This window comes from Mesorhizobium qingshengii, assembly GCF_027563465.1.
GTDB classification, from domain to species: Bacteria; Pseudomonadota; Alphaproteobacteria; order Rhizobiales; family Rhizobiaceae; genus Mesorhizobium; species Mesorhizobium qingshengii_A.
Map to the genome: position 1 here is coordinate 393,042 of NZ_JAPFQA010000004.1, position 15,254 is coordinate 408,295.

General features: G+C 63.1%; 15 protein-coding genes. 8 read left to right on the plus strand and 7 right to left on the minus strand.

The genetic code is table 11. The annotated features are described in order from the left end of the window. Nucleotides 1-9 precede the first annotated feature (9 nt). A complete protein-coding gene (locus tag OOJ09_RS13190; protein ID WP_269905629.1) occupies nucleotides 10-840 on the plus strand; it encodes an alpha/beta hydrolase in 831 nt (276 codons plus the stop codon). Between the two features lie 48 nt (nucleotides 841-888). Here OOJ09_RS13190 and glp read toward each other — a convergent pair whose 3' ends face one another. From glp to OOJ09_RS13215, 5 genes are all read right to left on the minus strand, one after another. Beyond that, complete coding sequence (gene glp / locus OOJ09_RS13195) at nucleotides 889-2,094, minus strand: gephyrin-like molybdotransferase Glp (protein ID WP_269905630.1); 1,206 nt, start codon at nucleotides 2,092-2,094, stop codon at nucleotides 889-891. Then, on the minus strand, nucleotides 2,094-2,576 hold the full coding sequence (gene moaC, locus OOJ09_RS13200; protein WP_269905654.1) for a cyclic pyranopterin monophosphate synthase MoaC: 483 nt from the start codon (nucleotides 2,574-2,576) through the stop codon (nucleotides 2,094-2,096). The genes glp and moaC overlap by 1 nt, the downstream gene beginning before the upstream one ends. Nucleotides 2,577-2,642: 66 nt before the next feature. Further along, nucleotides 2,643-3,491: an indole-3-glycerol phosphate synthase TrpC gene (gene trpC / locus OOJ09_RS13205; protein WP_269905631.1), complete on the minus strand. Its 849-nt coding sequence runs from the start codon at nucleotides 3,489-3,491 to the stop codon at nucleotides 2,643-2,645. Nucleotides 3,492-3,494: 3 nt separating this feature from the next. Beyond that, on the minus strand, nucleotides 3,495-4,505 hold the full coding sequence (trpD, locus tag OOJ09_RS13210) for an anthranilate phosphoribosyltransferase (protein ID WP_256752829.1): 1,011 nt from the start codon (nucleotides 4,503-4,505) through the stop codon (nucleotides 3,495-3,497). Beyond that, entirely contained in the window at nucleotides 4,502-6,394 is a 1,893-nt protein-coding gene (locus OOJ09_RS13215) for a SurA N-terminal domain-containing protein (RefSeq protein WP_269905632.1), read from the minus strand. Before OOJ09_RS13215 ends, trpD begins: the two co-directional genes overlap by 4 nt. A gap of 144 nt (nucleotides 6,395-6,538) precedes the next feature. Here OOJ09_RS13215 and tpiA point away from each other — a divergent pair, with 144 nt between their 5' ends. The 6 genes from tpiA to OOJ09_RS13245 all read left to right on the plus strand — a co-directional run bounded on the left by tpiA (nucleotide 6,539) and on the right by OOJ09_RS13245 (nucleotide 12,260). Further along, on the plus strand, nucleotides 6,539-7,306 hold the full coding sequence (tpiA, locus tag OOJ09_RS13220) for a triose-phosphate isomerase (RefSeq protein ID WP_269905633.1): 768 nt from the start codon (nucleotides 6,539-6,541) through the stop codon (nucleotides 7,304-7,306). A 169-nt stretch (nucleotides 7,307-7,475) separates the two neighbouring features. Further along, a complete protein-coding gene (secG, locus tag OOJ09_RS13225) occupies nucleotides 7,476-7,952 on the plus strand; it encodes a preprotein translocase subunit SecG (RefSeq protein ID WP_269905634.1) in 477 nt (158 codons plus the stop codon). 211 nt (nucleotides 7,953-8,163) lie between these two features. Continuing rightward, a complete protein-coding gene (locus OOJ09_RS13230; RefSeq protein WP_269905635.1) occupies nucleotides 8,164-9,285 on the plus strand; it encodes a L,D-transpeptidase in 1,122 nt (373 codons plus the stop codon). Between the two features lie 137 nt (nucleotides 9,286-9,422). Beyond that, the gene (locus OOJ09_RS13235) at nucleotides 9,423-11,060 is read left to right on the plus strand and encodes a CTP synthase (protein WP_269905636.1); all 1,638 of its coding nucleotides are present in this window, start codon (nucleotides 9,423-9,425) and stop codon (nucleotides 11,058-11,060) included. Between the two features lie 25 nt (nucleotides 11,061-11,085). After that, the gene (locus OOJ09_RS13240) at nucleotides 11,086-11,658 is read left to right on the plus strand and encodes a DUF1697 domain-containing protein (RefSeq protein WP_269905637.1); all 573 of its coding nucleotides are present in this window, start codon (nucleotides 11,086-11,088) and stop codon (nucleotides 11,656-11,658) included. Nucleotides 11,659-11,957: 299 nt separating this feature from the next. Next, nucleotides 11,958-12,260 (plus strand): DUF982 domain-containing protein, encoded by a 303-nt coding sequence (locus OOJ09_RS13245; RefSeq protein ID WP_269905638.1) that lies wholly within the window; start codon nucleotides 11,958-11,960, stop codon nucleotides 12,258-12,260. 179 nt (nucleotides 12,261-12,439) lie between these two features. Here OOJ09_RS13245 and OOJ09_RS13250 read toward each other — a convergent pair whose 3' ends face one another. Further along, the gene (locus OOJ09_RS13250; protein ID WP_269905639.1) at nucleotides 12,440-12,901 is read right to left on the minus strand and encodes a pyridoxamine 5'-phosphate oxidase family protein; all 462 of its coding nucleotides are present in this window, start codon (nucleotides 12,899-12,901) and stop codon (nucleotides 12,440-12,442) included. 259 nt (nucleotides 12,902-13,160) lie between these two features. Here OOJ09_RS13250 and OOJ09_RS13255 point away from each other — a divergent pair, with 259 nt between their 5' ends. Beyond that, nucleotides 13,161-14,363 (plus strand): MFS transporter, encoded by a 1,203-nt coding sequence (locus OOJ09_RS13255; protein WP_269905640.1) that lies wholly within the window; start codon nucleotides 13,161-13,163, stop codon nucleotides 14,361-14,363. Nucleotides 14,364-14,826: 463 nt separating this feature from the next. Here OOJ09_RS13255 and OOJ09_RS13260 read toward each other — a convergent pair. Beyond that, the coding region (locus OOJ09_RS13260; RefSeq protein ID WP_269905641.1) for a TOBE domain-containing protein at nucleotides 14,827-15,254 on the minus strand (428 nt) is incomplete at its 5' end.

Below are 15,254 nucleotides of genomic sequence, written 5' to 3' on the forward strand. Positions count from 1 at the left end.
AGGATGCCGATGCTGGAGCGTCACGTTGTCGATTGGGACGGCGCCTATGCCAACGGCGCGAACATCGCCGGCAGCGACCGCTGGCCGGCCGCTTGGGTCGAACCGGCGCAAGCGTTTCGCAATGCACTTTCGGCACAGGGCCGGGCACGGCTCGACATCGCCTATGGCGACGGACGGCGCAATCGGCTCGATCTCTTCCTTCCCAGCGCCACGCCCAGGGGGCTCGTGGTGTTCATCCATGGCGGCTACTGGATGGCGTTCGACAAGAGTTTCTGGTCGCATCTCGCCAATGGCGCGGTCAGCAGCGGCTTTGCCGTGGCGATGCCCTCCTACACGCTGTGCCCGGAAACATGCATCGCCGGCATCGCCGGGGAAATTGGGGCGGCGATCGGCAAGGCGGCGGAAATGATCGATGGACCGATGATGTTGACCGGACATTCGGCGGGTGGACATCTCGCCAGCCGGATGGTGACGACAACCACGCCTTTGGCAGCCGATGTCGCGCGGCGCGTGCGCCACGTCGTGTCGATTTCAGGCGTCCATGACCTGCGTCCAATCATGCTCACCGAGATGAACGCCACATTGGCGATCGACGAACATGAGGCGCTGACCGAGAGCCCAGCGCTCTTGCGCCCCATGGATGGTGTCCGCATCACATGCTGGGCCGGTGGTGGCGAACGCGCCGAATTCCTGCGCCAGAACGCATTGCTAGCCAACATCTGGACCGGCCTTGGCGCCACGACGAGCACCGTGGTCGAGCCCGACCGACATCATTACAGCGTTGTCGACGGCCTTGCCGATCCGGCTCATCCGCTGACCCGGACCTTGATATCGGAATAGGGGCGAGATAATTTTCGCATTGCTGTGAATGGTTTATGTTGGATTCATTCAGCGTAGCATCAGCACGCTGCAAGCCTCGCCCACCGCAGCCGCGGGGGTAAATGGCGGCCGCACGATCAGCCCGTTGGCGTCGGCCAGCATTCTCAGCATCGAGGAATCCTGGATGCTGAACGGCGTCGCAACCAGCACGCCTGCATCTTCCTGGACCACGGCCCGCACATAGTCCTGGCGAAGATCATTGGCCGGCATTGCGGCGCCCAGTCGCGCCTTACGTATGTCCTGACGATGATTGCGGCCGCCAAGCCGCGCCAGCAACGGCTTGAGGAACAATTGCGAGCAAACCAGGCTTGCCACCGGATTGCCGGGCAGGCCGATGCACCTGGTCTCGCCAAGGCGTCCGAACATCAGCGGTTTGCCGGGACGCATGGCGATCTTCCAGAAACCGAGCCGCATGCCTTCGCCGGTCAGCACGTCATGGATCAGGTCGTGGTCGCCGACCGAGGCGCCGCCAAGCGTCACGATGACATCCGCGCCGGCAACGACCGCCTTCTTGACCAGCGCTGCGATGGCCTCCTTGCGGTCGGCTGCAATGCCGAGATCGAGCGCGCGCGCGCCCACCGATTGCGCGGCGGCGGCGACGCCATAGGCATTGGACGAGATGATCTGGTCCGGCCCGAGTTCGCTGCCGGGGGGCAACAGCTCGTCGCCCGTGGCGATGATGGCGACCAGCGGTCGTCGCACCACGCTCACTCGGGGATGATTGGCCGATGCCGCCAGCGACAGCGCCGCCGGATCGAGCAAGCGGCCTTTTTCAAGCAGGACGTCGCCCTTCGAAAAGTCGAGGCCGATGCGGCGTATGTTGCGCCACTCGGCTGTCGGCTCGGTCACTTCGATATCGCCGCCACCGATATCCCTGACATTTTCCTGGATGACGATGGTATCGGCGCCGTCAGGTAGCGGTGCGCCGGTGAAGATGCGCACCGCCTGGCGTTCGCCGACCGAGCCGTCAAAGCCGCGTCCGGCCGGTGCCATGCCGATCACGGAAAGCCGTGCTGGCACCGATGCCACGTCGGCGGCACGGGCCGCATAGCCGTCCATGGCCGAGGCGTTGAAGGGTGGCTGGGTGCGCAGCGCGACAACCGGTTCCGCCAGCACGCGATCCACAGCCTCGAAAAGTGGCACGCTTTCGCTTGCCAGCGGCACAGCGCCGTCCAGCAGGCGTTCGAGCGCCTCGGCGACCGGAACCAGCGCCATCAGGCGCCTGCCTTGTAGTCGCCCGACTTGCCGCCGGTCTTTTCGACCAGTCGGATGCCGGAGATGACCATGGCGCGGTCCACCGCCTTGGCCATGTCGTAGATGGTCAGGCAGGCAACCGAAGCGGCAGTCAGTGCTTCCATCTCGACGCCCGTCTTGCCGGTGACACGCGCCAGCGCGGTGACCTTCAGACCCGGCAAAGCATGGTCCGGGTCGATGTCGACGGAGACCTTGGTCAGAAGCAGCGGGTGGCAGAGCGGGATCAACTCATGCGTCTTCTTGGCCGCCATGATGCCGGCGATGCGCGCGGTGCCGAGCACGTCGCCTTTCCTGGCGTCGCCCGCGAGGATCATTGTCAGCGTCTCTGGCCGCATCGAGACGAAACCCTCGGCGATCGCCGTGCGCGTCGTCTCCGCCTTGTCGCCGACATCGACCATGTTGGCCTCGCCCTGCGCGCCAAGATGAGTGAGGGCGGCCGCCATGGTCAGATCGCCATAGAGCGACGTGCGTCCATTCGGACGCACAAAGTACGCTCTATCACTTTGAATCTATGCATCGTGCTCTCCGAAAATCGATTCCGATTTTCGGGCCGATGCATCCGGCGCCTTGCCCGTCAGGAGCAGGCGCGTCGCCGCAGTCACGTCCTGTTGCCGCATCAGGCTTTCGCCGACAAGGAAGGTAGCGATGTCGCTCTTCTGCAGTCTCAGGCAATCGTCATGTGTGAAGATACCGCTCTCACTGACCAGCAAACGGTCGGCCGGGACCATCGACGCCAGCCGCTCGGAGGTATCGAGGCTGGTCTCGAACGTTCTCAGATCGCGGTTGTTGATGCCGATCAGCCGCGACGACAGATTCAGTGCGCGCAGCATCTCGGCCTCGTCATGCACTTCGACCAGCGCATCCATGCCGAGATCGAACGCCGTCGATTCGAGGTCGCTCGCCAGGGCGTCGTCGACGCTGGCCATGATGATCAGGATGGCGTCCGCGCCCCACGCACGGGCTTCATAGACCTGGTAGGGATCGAACAGAAAATCCTTGCGCAGCGCGGGCAGGGCGACGGCGGCGCGCGCCCTGGTGAGAAATTCGGGGGCGCCCTGGAAGGACGGCGCGTCGGTCAGCACCGAAAGACAGGCGGCGCCGCCTTTCGCATAGGCCTGCGCCAGCGCCGGCGGGTCGAAATCCGCTCGGATCAGGCCCTTGGAAGGGCTCGCCTTCTTGATCTCGGCGATCAGAGCGAAGCTGCCCGACTTGCGCTTCGCCTCGAGCGCGGCAAGAAATCCGCGTGGCGCGTCGGCGTCTCTTGCGCGTGCCTTGATCTCGGCCAGTGGCACACGCGCCTTGGCCGCCGCGATCTCGTCGCGCTTGTAGGCCTCGATCTTGCGAAGAATGTCAGACACGCTCTATCCGTTCGAAATCTCGATCAGCCTGTCGAGCACCTGCAGCGCCCGGCCGCTGTCTATGGCCTGCGCCGCCGCCGCTATGCCGTCAACGAGGGTCGTCGCCTTGCCCGCCACCACCAGTCCGGCGCCGGCATTCATCAACACGGTGTCGCGATAGGCGCCGGCAGCGCCGCCGAGCATATCGCGCAAAGCCTTGGCGTTGTAGGCCGCGTTGCCGCCGCGCAACTCATCCTTGGTGTGGCGCGCCAGCCCAACGGCTTCAGGCGTCAGCGTGAAGCCGCGGATCTCGCCGCCGATCAGTTCCGCCACCTGCGTCTCGCCGGTGGTGGTGATTTCGTCATAACCGTCGCCATGAACGACCCAGGCGTGCTCGGTGCCCAGCGCCTTCAGTGTCTCGGCGACCGGCATGATCCATTCCGGCAGGAACACGCCAACCATCTGCCTGACGACGCCGGCCGGATTGGACAACGGGCCGAGCAGGTTGAAGATGGTGCGTGTGCCGAGCTCGCCACGGATCGGGCCGACATGCTTCATCGCCGGATGGTGCGCCGGCGCGAACATGAAGCCGACGCCGGCCTCGTGGATGCAGCGGCCAATCGTCTCCGGCGGAATGTCGATCTTGACCCCGAGCGCGGTCAGGACATCGGCCGCACCGGTCAGCGAGGAGAGGCCGCGATTGCCGTGCTTGGCGACCGGGACGCCGCTGCCGGCGATGACGAAGGCCGATCCGGTCGAGATGTTGACGCTGTGCGAATTGTCGCCGCCGGTGCCGACGATATCGATGGCGCCAGCGGGCGCGTCGACGCGAAGCATCTTGGCGCGCATGGTGGCGACGGCGCCTGAAATCTCGCTCACCGTTTCGCCACGCACGCGCAGCGCCATCAGGAAGCCGCCGATCTGGCCAGGGGTCGCGTCACCCGACATGATGATGTCGAAGGCCTCGCGCGCTTCCTCAAAGGAAAGGGCGGTCCCGCCCGCGACCTTGGCGATGTGGGTTTTCAGCGCGCTCATCTTGTCGAGGCTTGGGCAACGGCGGCCTGATCGATGCGAACGTCGTACTGCGTCTGCAGTTGCGCCACCAACTGGTCGAGCAGATCGTCCGACATGCCGGAGGTGAAGGACTTCTGCGCGTCCTCGGGCACCGAGCTTGCCTCGGCGCCCGCAGGCTCGAACACTTCGGCGACCTTGAACAGGATCTGCCCATCGCCAGTGGGCGAGGGGATCAACCCGGTGCCGCCTTCGCCGACGCCGAACATGACCGCGGCGCCCTCCTTGCCGAAGTCGGCATCGTCGGCTTCGCGCTTCAAGCCGCGCTTGGTCTGCTTTTCCAGCTTGAGCTCGCCGGCGATGACGTCGAGCGTGGCGCCGGCCTTGAGCCGCTTCTCGAGTTCACCCGCCTTGGCGGCGAGCCGCTTGGTCGTTTCGGCCGCCGTCCAGTCGGCGGCAACTTTCTGGCGAACCTCGTCCAGCGTCCGGTCACGAGCCGGCGTGATGGCCCCGACCTCATAGAAGATGAAGCCGTTGTCCGCCGTGGTCAGAGCATCGTTTTCAGTGTTGGGTTCCGCGTCGAAGACGGCCTTGATCAGCGCCGGTGATTCCGGCAGGTCCTTGACGATGGAGCCGTTCGGCCTGAGGCCACTGCGATCGATGGCGTCGATGGTGACGTCCTTCAGCTTCAGCTTGGCGGCGGCGTCGGCCAGCGAACTGCCCGAGGCGCGGGTGTCCTCATAATTGTCGTGCACATCCAGAAGGATGCGGCTCGCCTCACCAAGCGCCAGGTCCTTGCGGATCTGGTCGGACACTTCAGCGAGCGGCTTGACCACTTCGGGCTTGATCTCGGTGACGCGCAGCAGCACCGGGCCAAAGGTGCCCTGAACCACGGGGCTGACTTCATTGGCGCTGAGCGCGAAGGCCGCGTCGGCGACCGCCTTGTCGGCGATCTTGTCCTTGGCGAGGGTGCCAAGCAGCGTGTCGGCCTGGGTCTTGCCTTCAGCCGAGACGAGCTTGTCGAACGTTGCGCCAGCCTTTAGCGAATCGAGCGCGGCCTTTGCCGCATCCGGCGTCTTGAACACAAGCTGCTCGATGGTGCGCAACTCCGGCGTGGTGTAGCGCGCCTTGTTCTTGTTGTAGTCGTCGCTCACCTGTTGGTCAGTGACGGCGGTCGTATCCATGATGTCCGCCGGTTCGAGCCGGACATAGGAGAATTTGCGGTACTCGGGTGCGGCGTAGGTTTTCTTGTTGGCCTCGAAATAGGCCGACAGCACGCTGTCGCTCGGCGCCTCGATCGGCTCGACCAGCGTCTTCGGCAAGGTCAGGTAGTCGACGGTGCGATCTTCGCCGCGATAGAGCGCAACCGCCTTGAAGAAGGTGTCAGGCGCCTTAAGGCCATCCGAGACCGCCTCGACGATCTGCTGGCGTACCGCGACCTGGGCACGGTTCCTCAGATAATCCTCAGGCCGCATGCCGACCTGGCGCAGCATGTATTCGAATGTCCTCTTGTCGAACTGGCCGCCAGGTCCCTTGAACGCCGGGTCCTCCCGCGTCAGCTCGGCCAGCCGGTCCTTGGACAGGCCGAGGCCCAGCTTGCGCGCCTGTTCGTCGAGAACGGCACCTGAAACGAGCTGTGCCAGCACCTGATTGTCGATACCAAGCGCCTTTGCCTGTTCGTGGGTGAGACGCTGGCCGAACTGCTGCGACATGACGCTGAGCTGGCGATCATAGGCGAGGCGATATTCGTTGATCGACACCTTGGTGCCGCCGGCGGTTATCACCGAGTCATGGCCGGCGAAACCGCCCATCAGCCGTCCGGAAATGCCCCAGGCGGCGAAACTGACCACCAGCAGCGAAAGCAGCGTCTTCGCGACCCAGGTGCCTGCCGCGTTTCTCAATATACCAAGCATCGTTACTTCCGATTTATGCGCATTTTCGCGTGCGCCGAGTCTGAAACAAGCGCAATAGCGCCCTTCCGGTCCACTGTCGATTGCTTTGTGGCCTGATTTTGGTAGTGAGGGCCAGAGCCGAATATCGCCCGGAGAAGCAAACCCATGACGCCAGGAATTCGCCCGCTCGTCGCCGGCAACTGGAAAATGAACGGCACCAGCGCCTCGCTCAACGAGATCAGGATGATCGGCAACGGTTTCATGAGCGGGCTTGATGCGGAAACCGAAGCGCTGGTCTGCGTTCCGGCGACCCTGCTTGCCCACGCCGCCGAGATCCTGTCGCGCACCCCGGTCCATGCTGGCGGCGAGGATTGCCACACAAAGGAAAGCGGCGCCTATACCGGCTGTATTTCGGCGGAAATGCTGAAGGATGCCGGCGCGACCCATGTCATCGTCGGCCATTCCGAGTGCCGCGAGCAGCGGGGCGAGGATGACGCAACGGTCCAGGCCAAGGCCTCCGCCGCCTGGCGCGCCGGGCTTGCGGCCATCATCTGCGTTGGCGAGACGCAGCAACAGCGCGAAGCCGGCGCCACGCTCGACGTGCTGTCGCGGCAGGTCGCCGGCTCGGTGCCGCCGAGCGCCACCCCGTCCAACACCATCATCGCCTACGAGCCGGTGTGGGCGATCGGCACCGGCCTGACGCCGACCGCCACCGATGTGGCCGAAGCGCACCAACATATCCGCGAAAGGCTGTCGGAAAAGCTTGGCAGCGTCGCGGCGAAGATGCGCATTCTCTATGGCGGCTCGGTCAAGCCGTCCAATGCGGTCGAACTGCTCGGCGTCAGGAATGTCGACGGCGCGCTGGTCGGCGGCGCCAGCCTGAAGGCGGCGGATTTCCTCGGCATCGCCGAGGCCTATCGCAACATTTCCTAGGGATACGGGCGCGCCGGACGGGGCCGACGACGCCGGAAATCGTTGCAAAGCAGGTGTTGCTCCCCATATTCCGGCCACGGGCTTGGAAATGCCGTCAAAGCATTGTATTGAGCCGCCTCCAATTCACCGGTCGTGTCCGCGGCCGGGCAAGGCCTTGCCAGGATAAACTATGGAAACCGTACTGATCGTCATCCATCTCATGGTCGTGCTCGCCCTTGTCGGCGTGGTGCTGCTGCAGCGCTCCGAAGGCGGCGGCCTCGGCATCGGTGGCGGCTCGGGCTTCATGACCGCGCGTGGTGCGGCCAACGCGCTGACGCGCGCAACGGCGATCCTGGCGGCGGCTTTCTTCGCCACGTCGCTGACGCTGTCGATCGTCGCCCGTTACGGCGAGAAGCCGATCGACATCCTCGACCGCGTGCCGGCGACCTCGGACGGCGCTGGCAAGGGCGTGCTCAACCAACTGCCTGGCACGACCACTCCGGCGCCGGCTGGCAACGCCACGCCGACGCCACCCTCCGGCAACGACGCGGCCACGACGCCTCCGGCGACCGCTCCGGCCACGGCGCCTGCCGCCGGTTCGACGCCGCCGGCGACCAACGGCTCCACTCCCGCAGCACCGGCGACGCCGCAGGTTCCGAACCAGTAACCTTCGACGTTTGCCGCCGCGGCCTGTTGTCGTTTGAACACAGTCGCGGCAAATGCAGCACGATCACGAAGATTCGAGTGGCTGAGGCGCGGCCTCGCGCTTGAGGCGTCTGCACTTATTCGACTATAGATTGCGCGCGGCATTTTCGGCGTCCTTGGGGGGCGCCGGGCGACGCCGTGGGCAACAAGCATTGAACGATCGGATCTTCGCCATGCAGCTTCGCAGCTTCATTTTCCTGGGACTTTGCGCCGCACTGGGCATGAGTTCCCCGGCCTTCGCCGGCGTACCGGCAGATATGGCCGCACATCAGTCGGTTCAGAAAACCGATGCCATTAATGTCGCCGCCATCAAGAGTGACGCGGCGCAGTTGAAGATTCTCAAGAAGAAGAAGAACCCGACACCGGACGACCTCGCCCAGATCAACAAGATCGAAGCCAAGATCGTTGCCGACAAGGAAGCAGCCAAAGCCAAGGCGATCGAAGCCAGGAAGCTTGCGATGCGCGAGGCGGCGAAAGCCAAGGCCGACGCGGAACGGCAGGCATTCCTGGCCAAGAAGGGCCAGAGTGCGCCGGCGACTGAAGTGGCCGAGGCCAAGCCGACCAAAAAGACTGCCAAGATCATCGAGCCGATTGAGCCGATCGCACCCATCCAGTCGTCCGAGCCTCTCCCGGCCGAGGCGATGAATGTCGCTCTGACCGGCAACAATGGCGAACTGCGCAGCGAGGTCGTCGGCCAGAAGCAGTCGAGCGGCGGTCTGTTCGCCGGCCTCTTCGGCGGCACTTCCTCCTCGTCGATTTCGTATCTCCCCGAGACGCGCGCCCTCGACCAGGCGCTCGCCAAGAGGGACGCCAAGAAGCAGTTCAAGGTGAAGCCGGAATTCGTGCCGCAGGACGTGGAATTCACCGGCTATGATGCCGGCACCATCGTCATCGACACCAGTGCCCGGCGCCTCTACCTCGTCGAATCATCTTCGACGGCTCGCCGCTACGCCATTGCGGTCGGCCGCGAAGGCCTGCAATTCAAAGGCACGGTCGCTGTCGGCGACAAGCAGGAATGGCCGCGCTGGATCCCGACGCTGGACATGCAGAAGCGCGAGCCGAACCACTACGGCCAGTACAAGGATGGCATGCCTGGCGGTGGCCAGAACCCACTCGGCGCGCGCGCTATCTATCTCTACGACGGCAAGAAGGACACGCATCTGCGCATCCACGGTACCATCGCGCCGCAGTCGATCGGAACCAGCGCCTCCAACGGCTGCTTCCGCATGATCAACGAGCACGTCATGGACCTCTACAGCCGGGTCAAGGTCGGCACCAAGGTCGTCATCATCTGACGTCTTCATCATCATGCCGAAAGGGCCGGCCTTGCCGGCCCTTTTGTTTTGTCTCGTCCACCACTTCGGCGCCTTCTTGGGAAAAAACCTTCGCGGTGGTTTTTTCTCTGGCGGAATCAATCCGGCCGCGTTAAGCGATGACTCCCATGGCGCGATATGTATTCATCACAGGCGGCGTGGTTTCCTCACTTGGAAAAGGCATAGCCGCAGCGGCCCTTGGGGCTCTCTTGCAGGCGCGAGGCTATCGCGCACGCATCAAAAAGCTCGACCCCTATCTCAATGTCGATCCAGGCACGATGTCGCCTTACCAGCACGGCGAGGTGTTCGTCACCGATGACGGCGCCGAGACCGATCTCGATCTTGGCCATTACGAGCGCTTCACCGGCCGCTCCGCCAATCAACAGGACAACATCACCACCGGCCGCATCTACAAGAACATCATCGAGCGCGAGCGGCGCGGCGACTATCTCGGCGCTACCGTACAGGTCATCCCGCACGTCACCGACGAGATCAAGAATTTCGTCCTCAACGGCAATGACGACTATGATTTCGTGCTCTGCGAGATCGGCGGCACGGTCGGCGACATCGAGGCGATGCCGTTCCTCGAGGCGATCCGCCAGCTCGGCAATGACCTGCCACGCAACAACGCCGTCTACGTGCATCTGACACTGATGCCCTACATCCCGACGGCGGGTGAGCTGAAAACCAAGCCGACCCAGCATTCGGTCAAGGAACTGCGCGGCATCGGCATCGCGCCCGACATCCTGCTGGTCCGCGCCGACCGCGCCATTCCCAAGGAAGAGCGCCGCAAGCTGTCGCTGTTCTGCAATGTGCGCGAAAGTGCGGTGATCCAGGCGCTCGACGTGCCGCACATCTATGACGTGCCCATGGCCTATCACAAGGAGGGGCTTGATTCGGAAGTGCTCGCCGCCTTCGGCATCGATCCGGCGCCTAAGCCGCGCATGGAGCCCTGGCAGGCAGTATCCAACCGCATCCACAATCCGGAAGGCGAGGTCACCATCGCCGTGGTCGGCAAATATACCGGCCTCAAGGACGCCTATAAATCGCTGATCGAGGCACTCTCGCATGGCGGCTTGGCCAACCACGTCAAGGTCAAGCTCGACTGGATCGAATCGGAGATCTTCGAAAAGGAAGATCCGGCGCCGTGGCTGGAAAAGGTGCATGGCATCTTGGTTCCCGGCGGCTTTGGCGAGCGCGGCTCCGAAGGCAAGATCCTGGCGGCGAAGTTCGCGCGCGAGCGAAAGGTGCCGTATTTCGGCATCTGTTTCGGCATGCAGATGGCCTGCATCGAGGCGGCGCGTTCTCTGGCCGGTGTCGAACATGCCTCGTCGACCGAGTTCGGCCCGACCCAGGAGCCGGTCGTCGGGTTGATGACCGAATGGCTGAAGGGCAACATGCTGGAGAAGCGCCGGGAAACCGGAGATCTCGGCGGCACGATGCGGCTGGGCGCCTATCAGGCCGAGCTCGCCAAGGGGTCCAAGATCGCTGACATCTATGGCGATACGCAGATTTCCGAGCGCCATCGCCATCGCTACGAGGTCAACATCGACTACAAGGAGCGGCTCGAGGATTGCGGTCTGGTGTTTGCCGGCATGTCACCCGACGGCGTGCTGCCGGAAACGGTCGAATATCCCGACCATCCCTGGTTCATCGGCGTGCAGTATCACCCGGAACTGAAGAGCCGCCCGCTCGATCCGCATCCGCTGTTCGCCAGCTTTATCGAGGCGGCGGTGGAGCAATCGCGCCTGGTATAGGCACCGCCAGGCGGGACCGCGCTTCATGCAGACCTATGTCGCGCTTCTCTACAGCATCATTCTCGGCGAGGGGCGCCGGGTTGTCATGTCCGATCTCAAGGCAATGGCGGACGGCCTTGGCCTGAAGAATGTCCGTACGCTGGTGGCGACGGGCAATCTGGTCTTCGAAGCACCGGTGACGGAAATCGCCGGCCTTGAAGAGCGGCTGGAAGCAGCCTTCGAGATTGCCTTCGGCCGCCATGTCGACATCATCGTACGCGGCGCGGCCGATTGGTTGAGGCTTGCGGCCGGCAATCCGTTCGCGGACGAATCGGCCACCGCGGCGGATCAGGTGGCGGTGCGGGTGATGCGGCAGCCGGTGCCCGACGAAGCCATCGCCGCGCTCAGATCTTATGTCGGCGTAGATGAAAAGATGCAGGCCGTCGGCGGCGACATCTGGATTTTCTTCTCCCGCGCCACGCCCAATTCACGGCTTCTGACGGCGACAAGCCACAAGCGCCTGGGCATCGGCACCTCGCGTAACTGGAATACTGTGCGCAAACTGGCCGAGATGGTCGGTGCAAAGGATTTGGGGCGGCATAGCGCCGCCCCAAAATGATGTTGTCAGGCTTTCGCTGTCCTGGCGCACGCGCCCACGCCGGCAGTGCGCAGCACGCTCCCCTTGATGGCCACGCGCTTCCGTGTGTTGGCGGCGCAGGCTAAGCTTCACGCGGGGGAACCGGCAACCAACCCATTTGCCGGCTTTGCGATTATCGAGGGGACGCGATGGTGGGCCACCTTGCGTTTCTCGGTCGATCGATTCGACTTCGGCGCGTATCGATTTCTTCGAAATCCCTGTTCTTTTACGGAACCAACTCGCGGATCGCGCGTTTCATGTGGTTAGATCGGGAGGAAGCGATGGATTATCTGCATTTCTTTTCGCCCGTGCGGATTTCGCGCGGGCAGGGATGTCCTGTTGAAGAAGTCGATAGTGTTGCCGAGGCCATGGTGTTCTTGCGGAAGTGGCCGACTGGACGACGCGGTCCGGTATATCAGTGTGCGCTGAATTGCTGCTCGGCCGCCTTGTCGGGCCAGATGTCGGCCGAGGAAGCAAGGAAAGCGTTCACGGGCTTTGCCAGGATCACCCGCCTTCTGGACGACGACATGGCGCTGCCCGTGGGCGGCGAAAACATGGCAAGCGTGTACGCGCTGCGGCGGTAGGCAACGGCTTCTATTGAGTTCAAAGGCTGCCGCCTGATGGCCGTGGCAGGGTCAGCCATCCGGCTCCGGCGAGGACGCAAGGCGAATGGGCCGGCTGGAGCCGAGGCCTTCGTGCGATTCATGCCCCCCTTGCCACTGGCCACACCGGCGCAATCTACCGCCGGGTCCGCGCATGCAGCCTAATCACCTGCTTCCCGGTCACTTGCTTCCCGGCCAGACACTTGCTCGATGTGGATCCGGAAGAAAACGTGCGGTATGCTGTCCGACACGGGAGGCATGACAGGCTTTAGGGCACCAGGCTCCCACCAGTCCGCATGCTTGCTCAAAACTGACCATGCGTGATCGCGCTGAAGCTTGTGGCCGACCCGGTCAGGCAGTTCTTCAAAATGGCCGTCGACAACCACGCTTCTCCATCCACGCCCCTGGCTGTGTTCGTCGATCTGGACGCACACCAGGGGATTGGTCCGCATCCAGTCGATCTTCTTCCCCGGCAAGGAGAACCCATAGAGGTGATAATCGGCGTAGGCGTAGTTGAAGCACACGACGTAGGGTTGTCCGTCCTTGGCGCATGCCAAGTGGCCGACACGATTGGCCGCCAGCAATTTCGTGCATTCCAATGTAGACAGTGTGCGGATCAGCATCGACGCTATCTCCCATGTTGTGATTTCACACCTAGGCAGCTGTATCCGCAATGATTTAGGTCAAACTGCCGTTTGGTCAGGGCTCCGGCCGCGCTTCGGGACGCAGTTCCACCAAGTCGACCACTTGTTCATGCGGATCGGGGCGCGGGATCGCAGAACCCGAGCACGCACCGCAATATCCGTGATGCGCATCCAGATAGTGATATTTTGAGATTCTGCTCGCTGGAGATGATCAGGAAAGAGCCGGAGTTAGCAAGCCATGGCCATTGCAACGAGGCATCCACACATCGCCGGGCTCTCGCGCAATACGTTTCTTCTGGCCTTGGCCAGCCTGTTCGCGGACATCTCGACGGAGATGCTCTACCCGGTCCTGCCGATTTTCCTCACGCAGACCTTGAAGGCCAGCGGAAGCGTAGTCGGCCTGGTGGAGGGCGTCGCTGTCGCGACGCAGAACATCGTCCAGGGCTTTGCCGGCTCGCTCTCGGACAGGCTGCAAAGGAGAAAGCCCATTGCGCTGGCGGGTTACCTGCTGGCCGCGATCGGCAAGCCGGCTATGGGCGTCGCCACGTTTTGGCAAGGCGTTCTGGGCGGACGATTCCTGGATCGGCTCGGCACCGGCGCCCGCTCGGCCCCGCGCGATGCGCTCATCGCCTCCTCCGTGGACGAGGCGAACAGGGGGAGGGCCTTCGGGCTCGAAGGAGTTGGCGATAACGCGGGCGCGTTCCTGGGGCCGTTGCTCGCTGTTTTGCTGCTCATCGTGTGGCATCTCGACACGCGCCTGATTTTCTATCTCGCGGTCATTCCCGGTCTTCTCGCCTTCCTGATGGTCCTTCTCGTCGAGGAACGGCCGGTCGAGCTGATGGCGAAAGCGAAGATCGACGTCAGCTTCAGGCGATTTCCCAAGGCCTACTGGAAGTATCTCCAGGCAACGGCCCTATTCGGGATCGGCAATTCCAGCAACGCCTTTCTGATCCTGCAGACCAAGGACATCGGCGCCTCATTGACGACGACGATCCTGATCTATGCGGGCTTCAACCTTGTCGCCGCGCTGGTCTCCTACCCGGCGGGGTCTCTGTCGGACAGATTGGGCAGGAGGAACATCCTGCTCCTGGCATTCGCCGTCTTCCTGATCACCTATATCGGCTTCGCCTTGACCCGTCACGTCGCCCTGATCGCGATGCTCTTCGTTTTCTACGGGCTCTATCAGGGGACATTCCGCTCAGTCGGCAAAGCGTTGGCGAGCGACCACGTACCGGAGCAGCTTCGCGCCAGCGGAGTCGGCTGGTACAACACGACAGTGGGGTTGTCCGGTTTGGTAGCCAGCCTTGTCGCCGGATGGCTATGGGACGGGGTTGGCCATGCCGCCGTGTTTCTCTTTGGCGCAGCTTGTGCAGTTGTGGGCAGTTTCGCTCTGCTGATGTTGGTTCCCTACGTCAAGCATGATGGAACGGTCGGACGATGAGCGTTTGACGGCGGGCTCTTCTCACTTTCGAGCTTCGCAGGCGTAGAGGCAAATTTTGACTGGACGGCTGGTGCTCGAAAAGGTAACGAACGCACATGTCAGATATGCAACTAGCGATTGCACCCATGATGGATGGGGCAGATAGATAAGTAATATCAGATAGTTGCGGGAGACCGTGTGCAAAAATCGCACACGAAAGTTCTGCTTCTCTTCTTTTTTCGTTCCCACGACGGAGCCGCCGACAGCCCTATTCGGACGCTCTTTTGCCGACGATATTGACCGCTCTAATGCGGACGTTCGCTGCGATATCCATGACCCTTTTTGTCCGATGCGGCGTCCAATTTGCCTGGGGTTCCTGGAAGCTTTTCGAACTTTCTGCATAGCGCCTCCAGCCGAATTGCGTGTGCTTATGAACGAGATTGGGGATCTGGGCACGCTATTGGGCAAGCTTAACTATCTTCACTCACACTGATTTCGATCGGCCAGATGCTGCGAACGACACGACTTCGCCTTCGACAACGGCGCTCACCTCCTGGCCCGGTTGTGGCGCCCGGTGTCCGGCCACGCGGGCGGTGAATGACAGGGTCAGGCTGTCCTGGACGGCGGTGAGTTGGACGATGGCGTCGGGGCCGAAGAATTTGACGCCGTTCACTTTGGCCCACACGCCGGCGCCATAGCGGAACGGCACCAGACGTATCTGTTCGGGACGGATCAGCACGTCGACGCTGCCTTCCGACCCTGCGGCGAGCGGCAACTTGCCCAGCGCGCAGGTCACCTCGCCTTTGCTGGCAGTGCCGGGGAGGATGATCGCCTCGCCAACGAAACGGGCGACGTCGACGTCGGCCGGCACTCGGTAGAGTTCGCCCGGGCTGGCCACTTGCGCCATGCGAC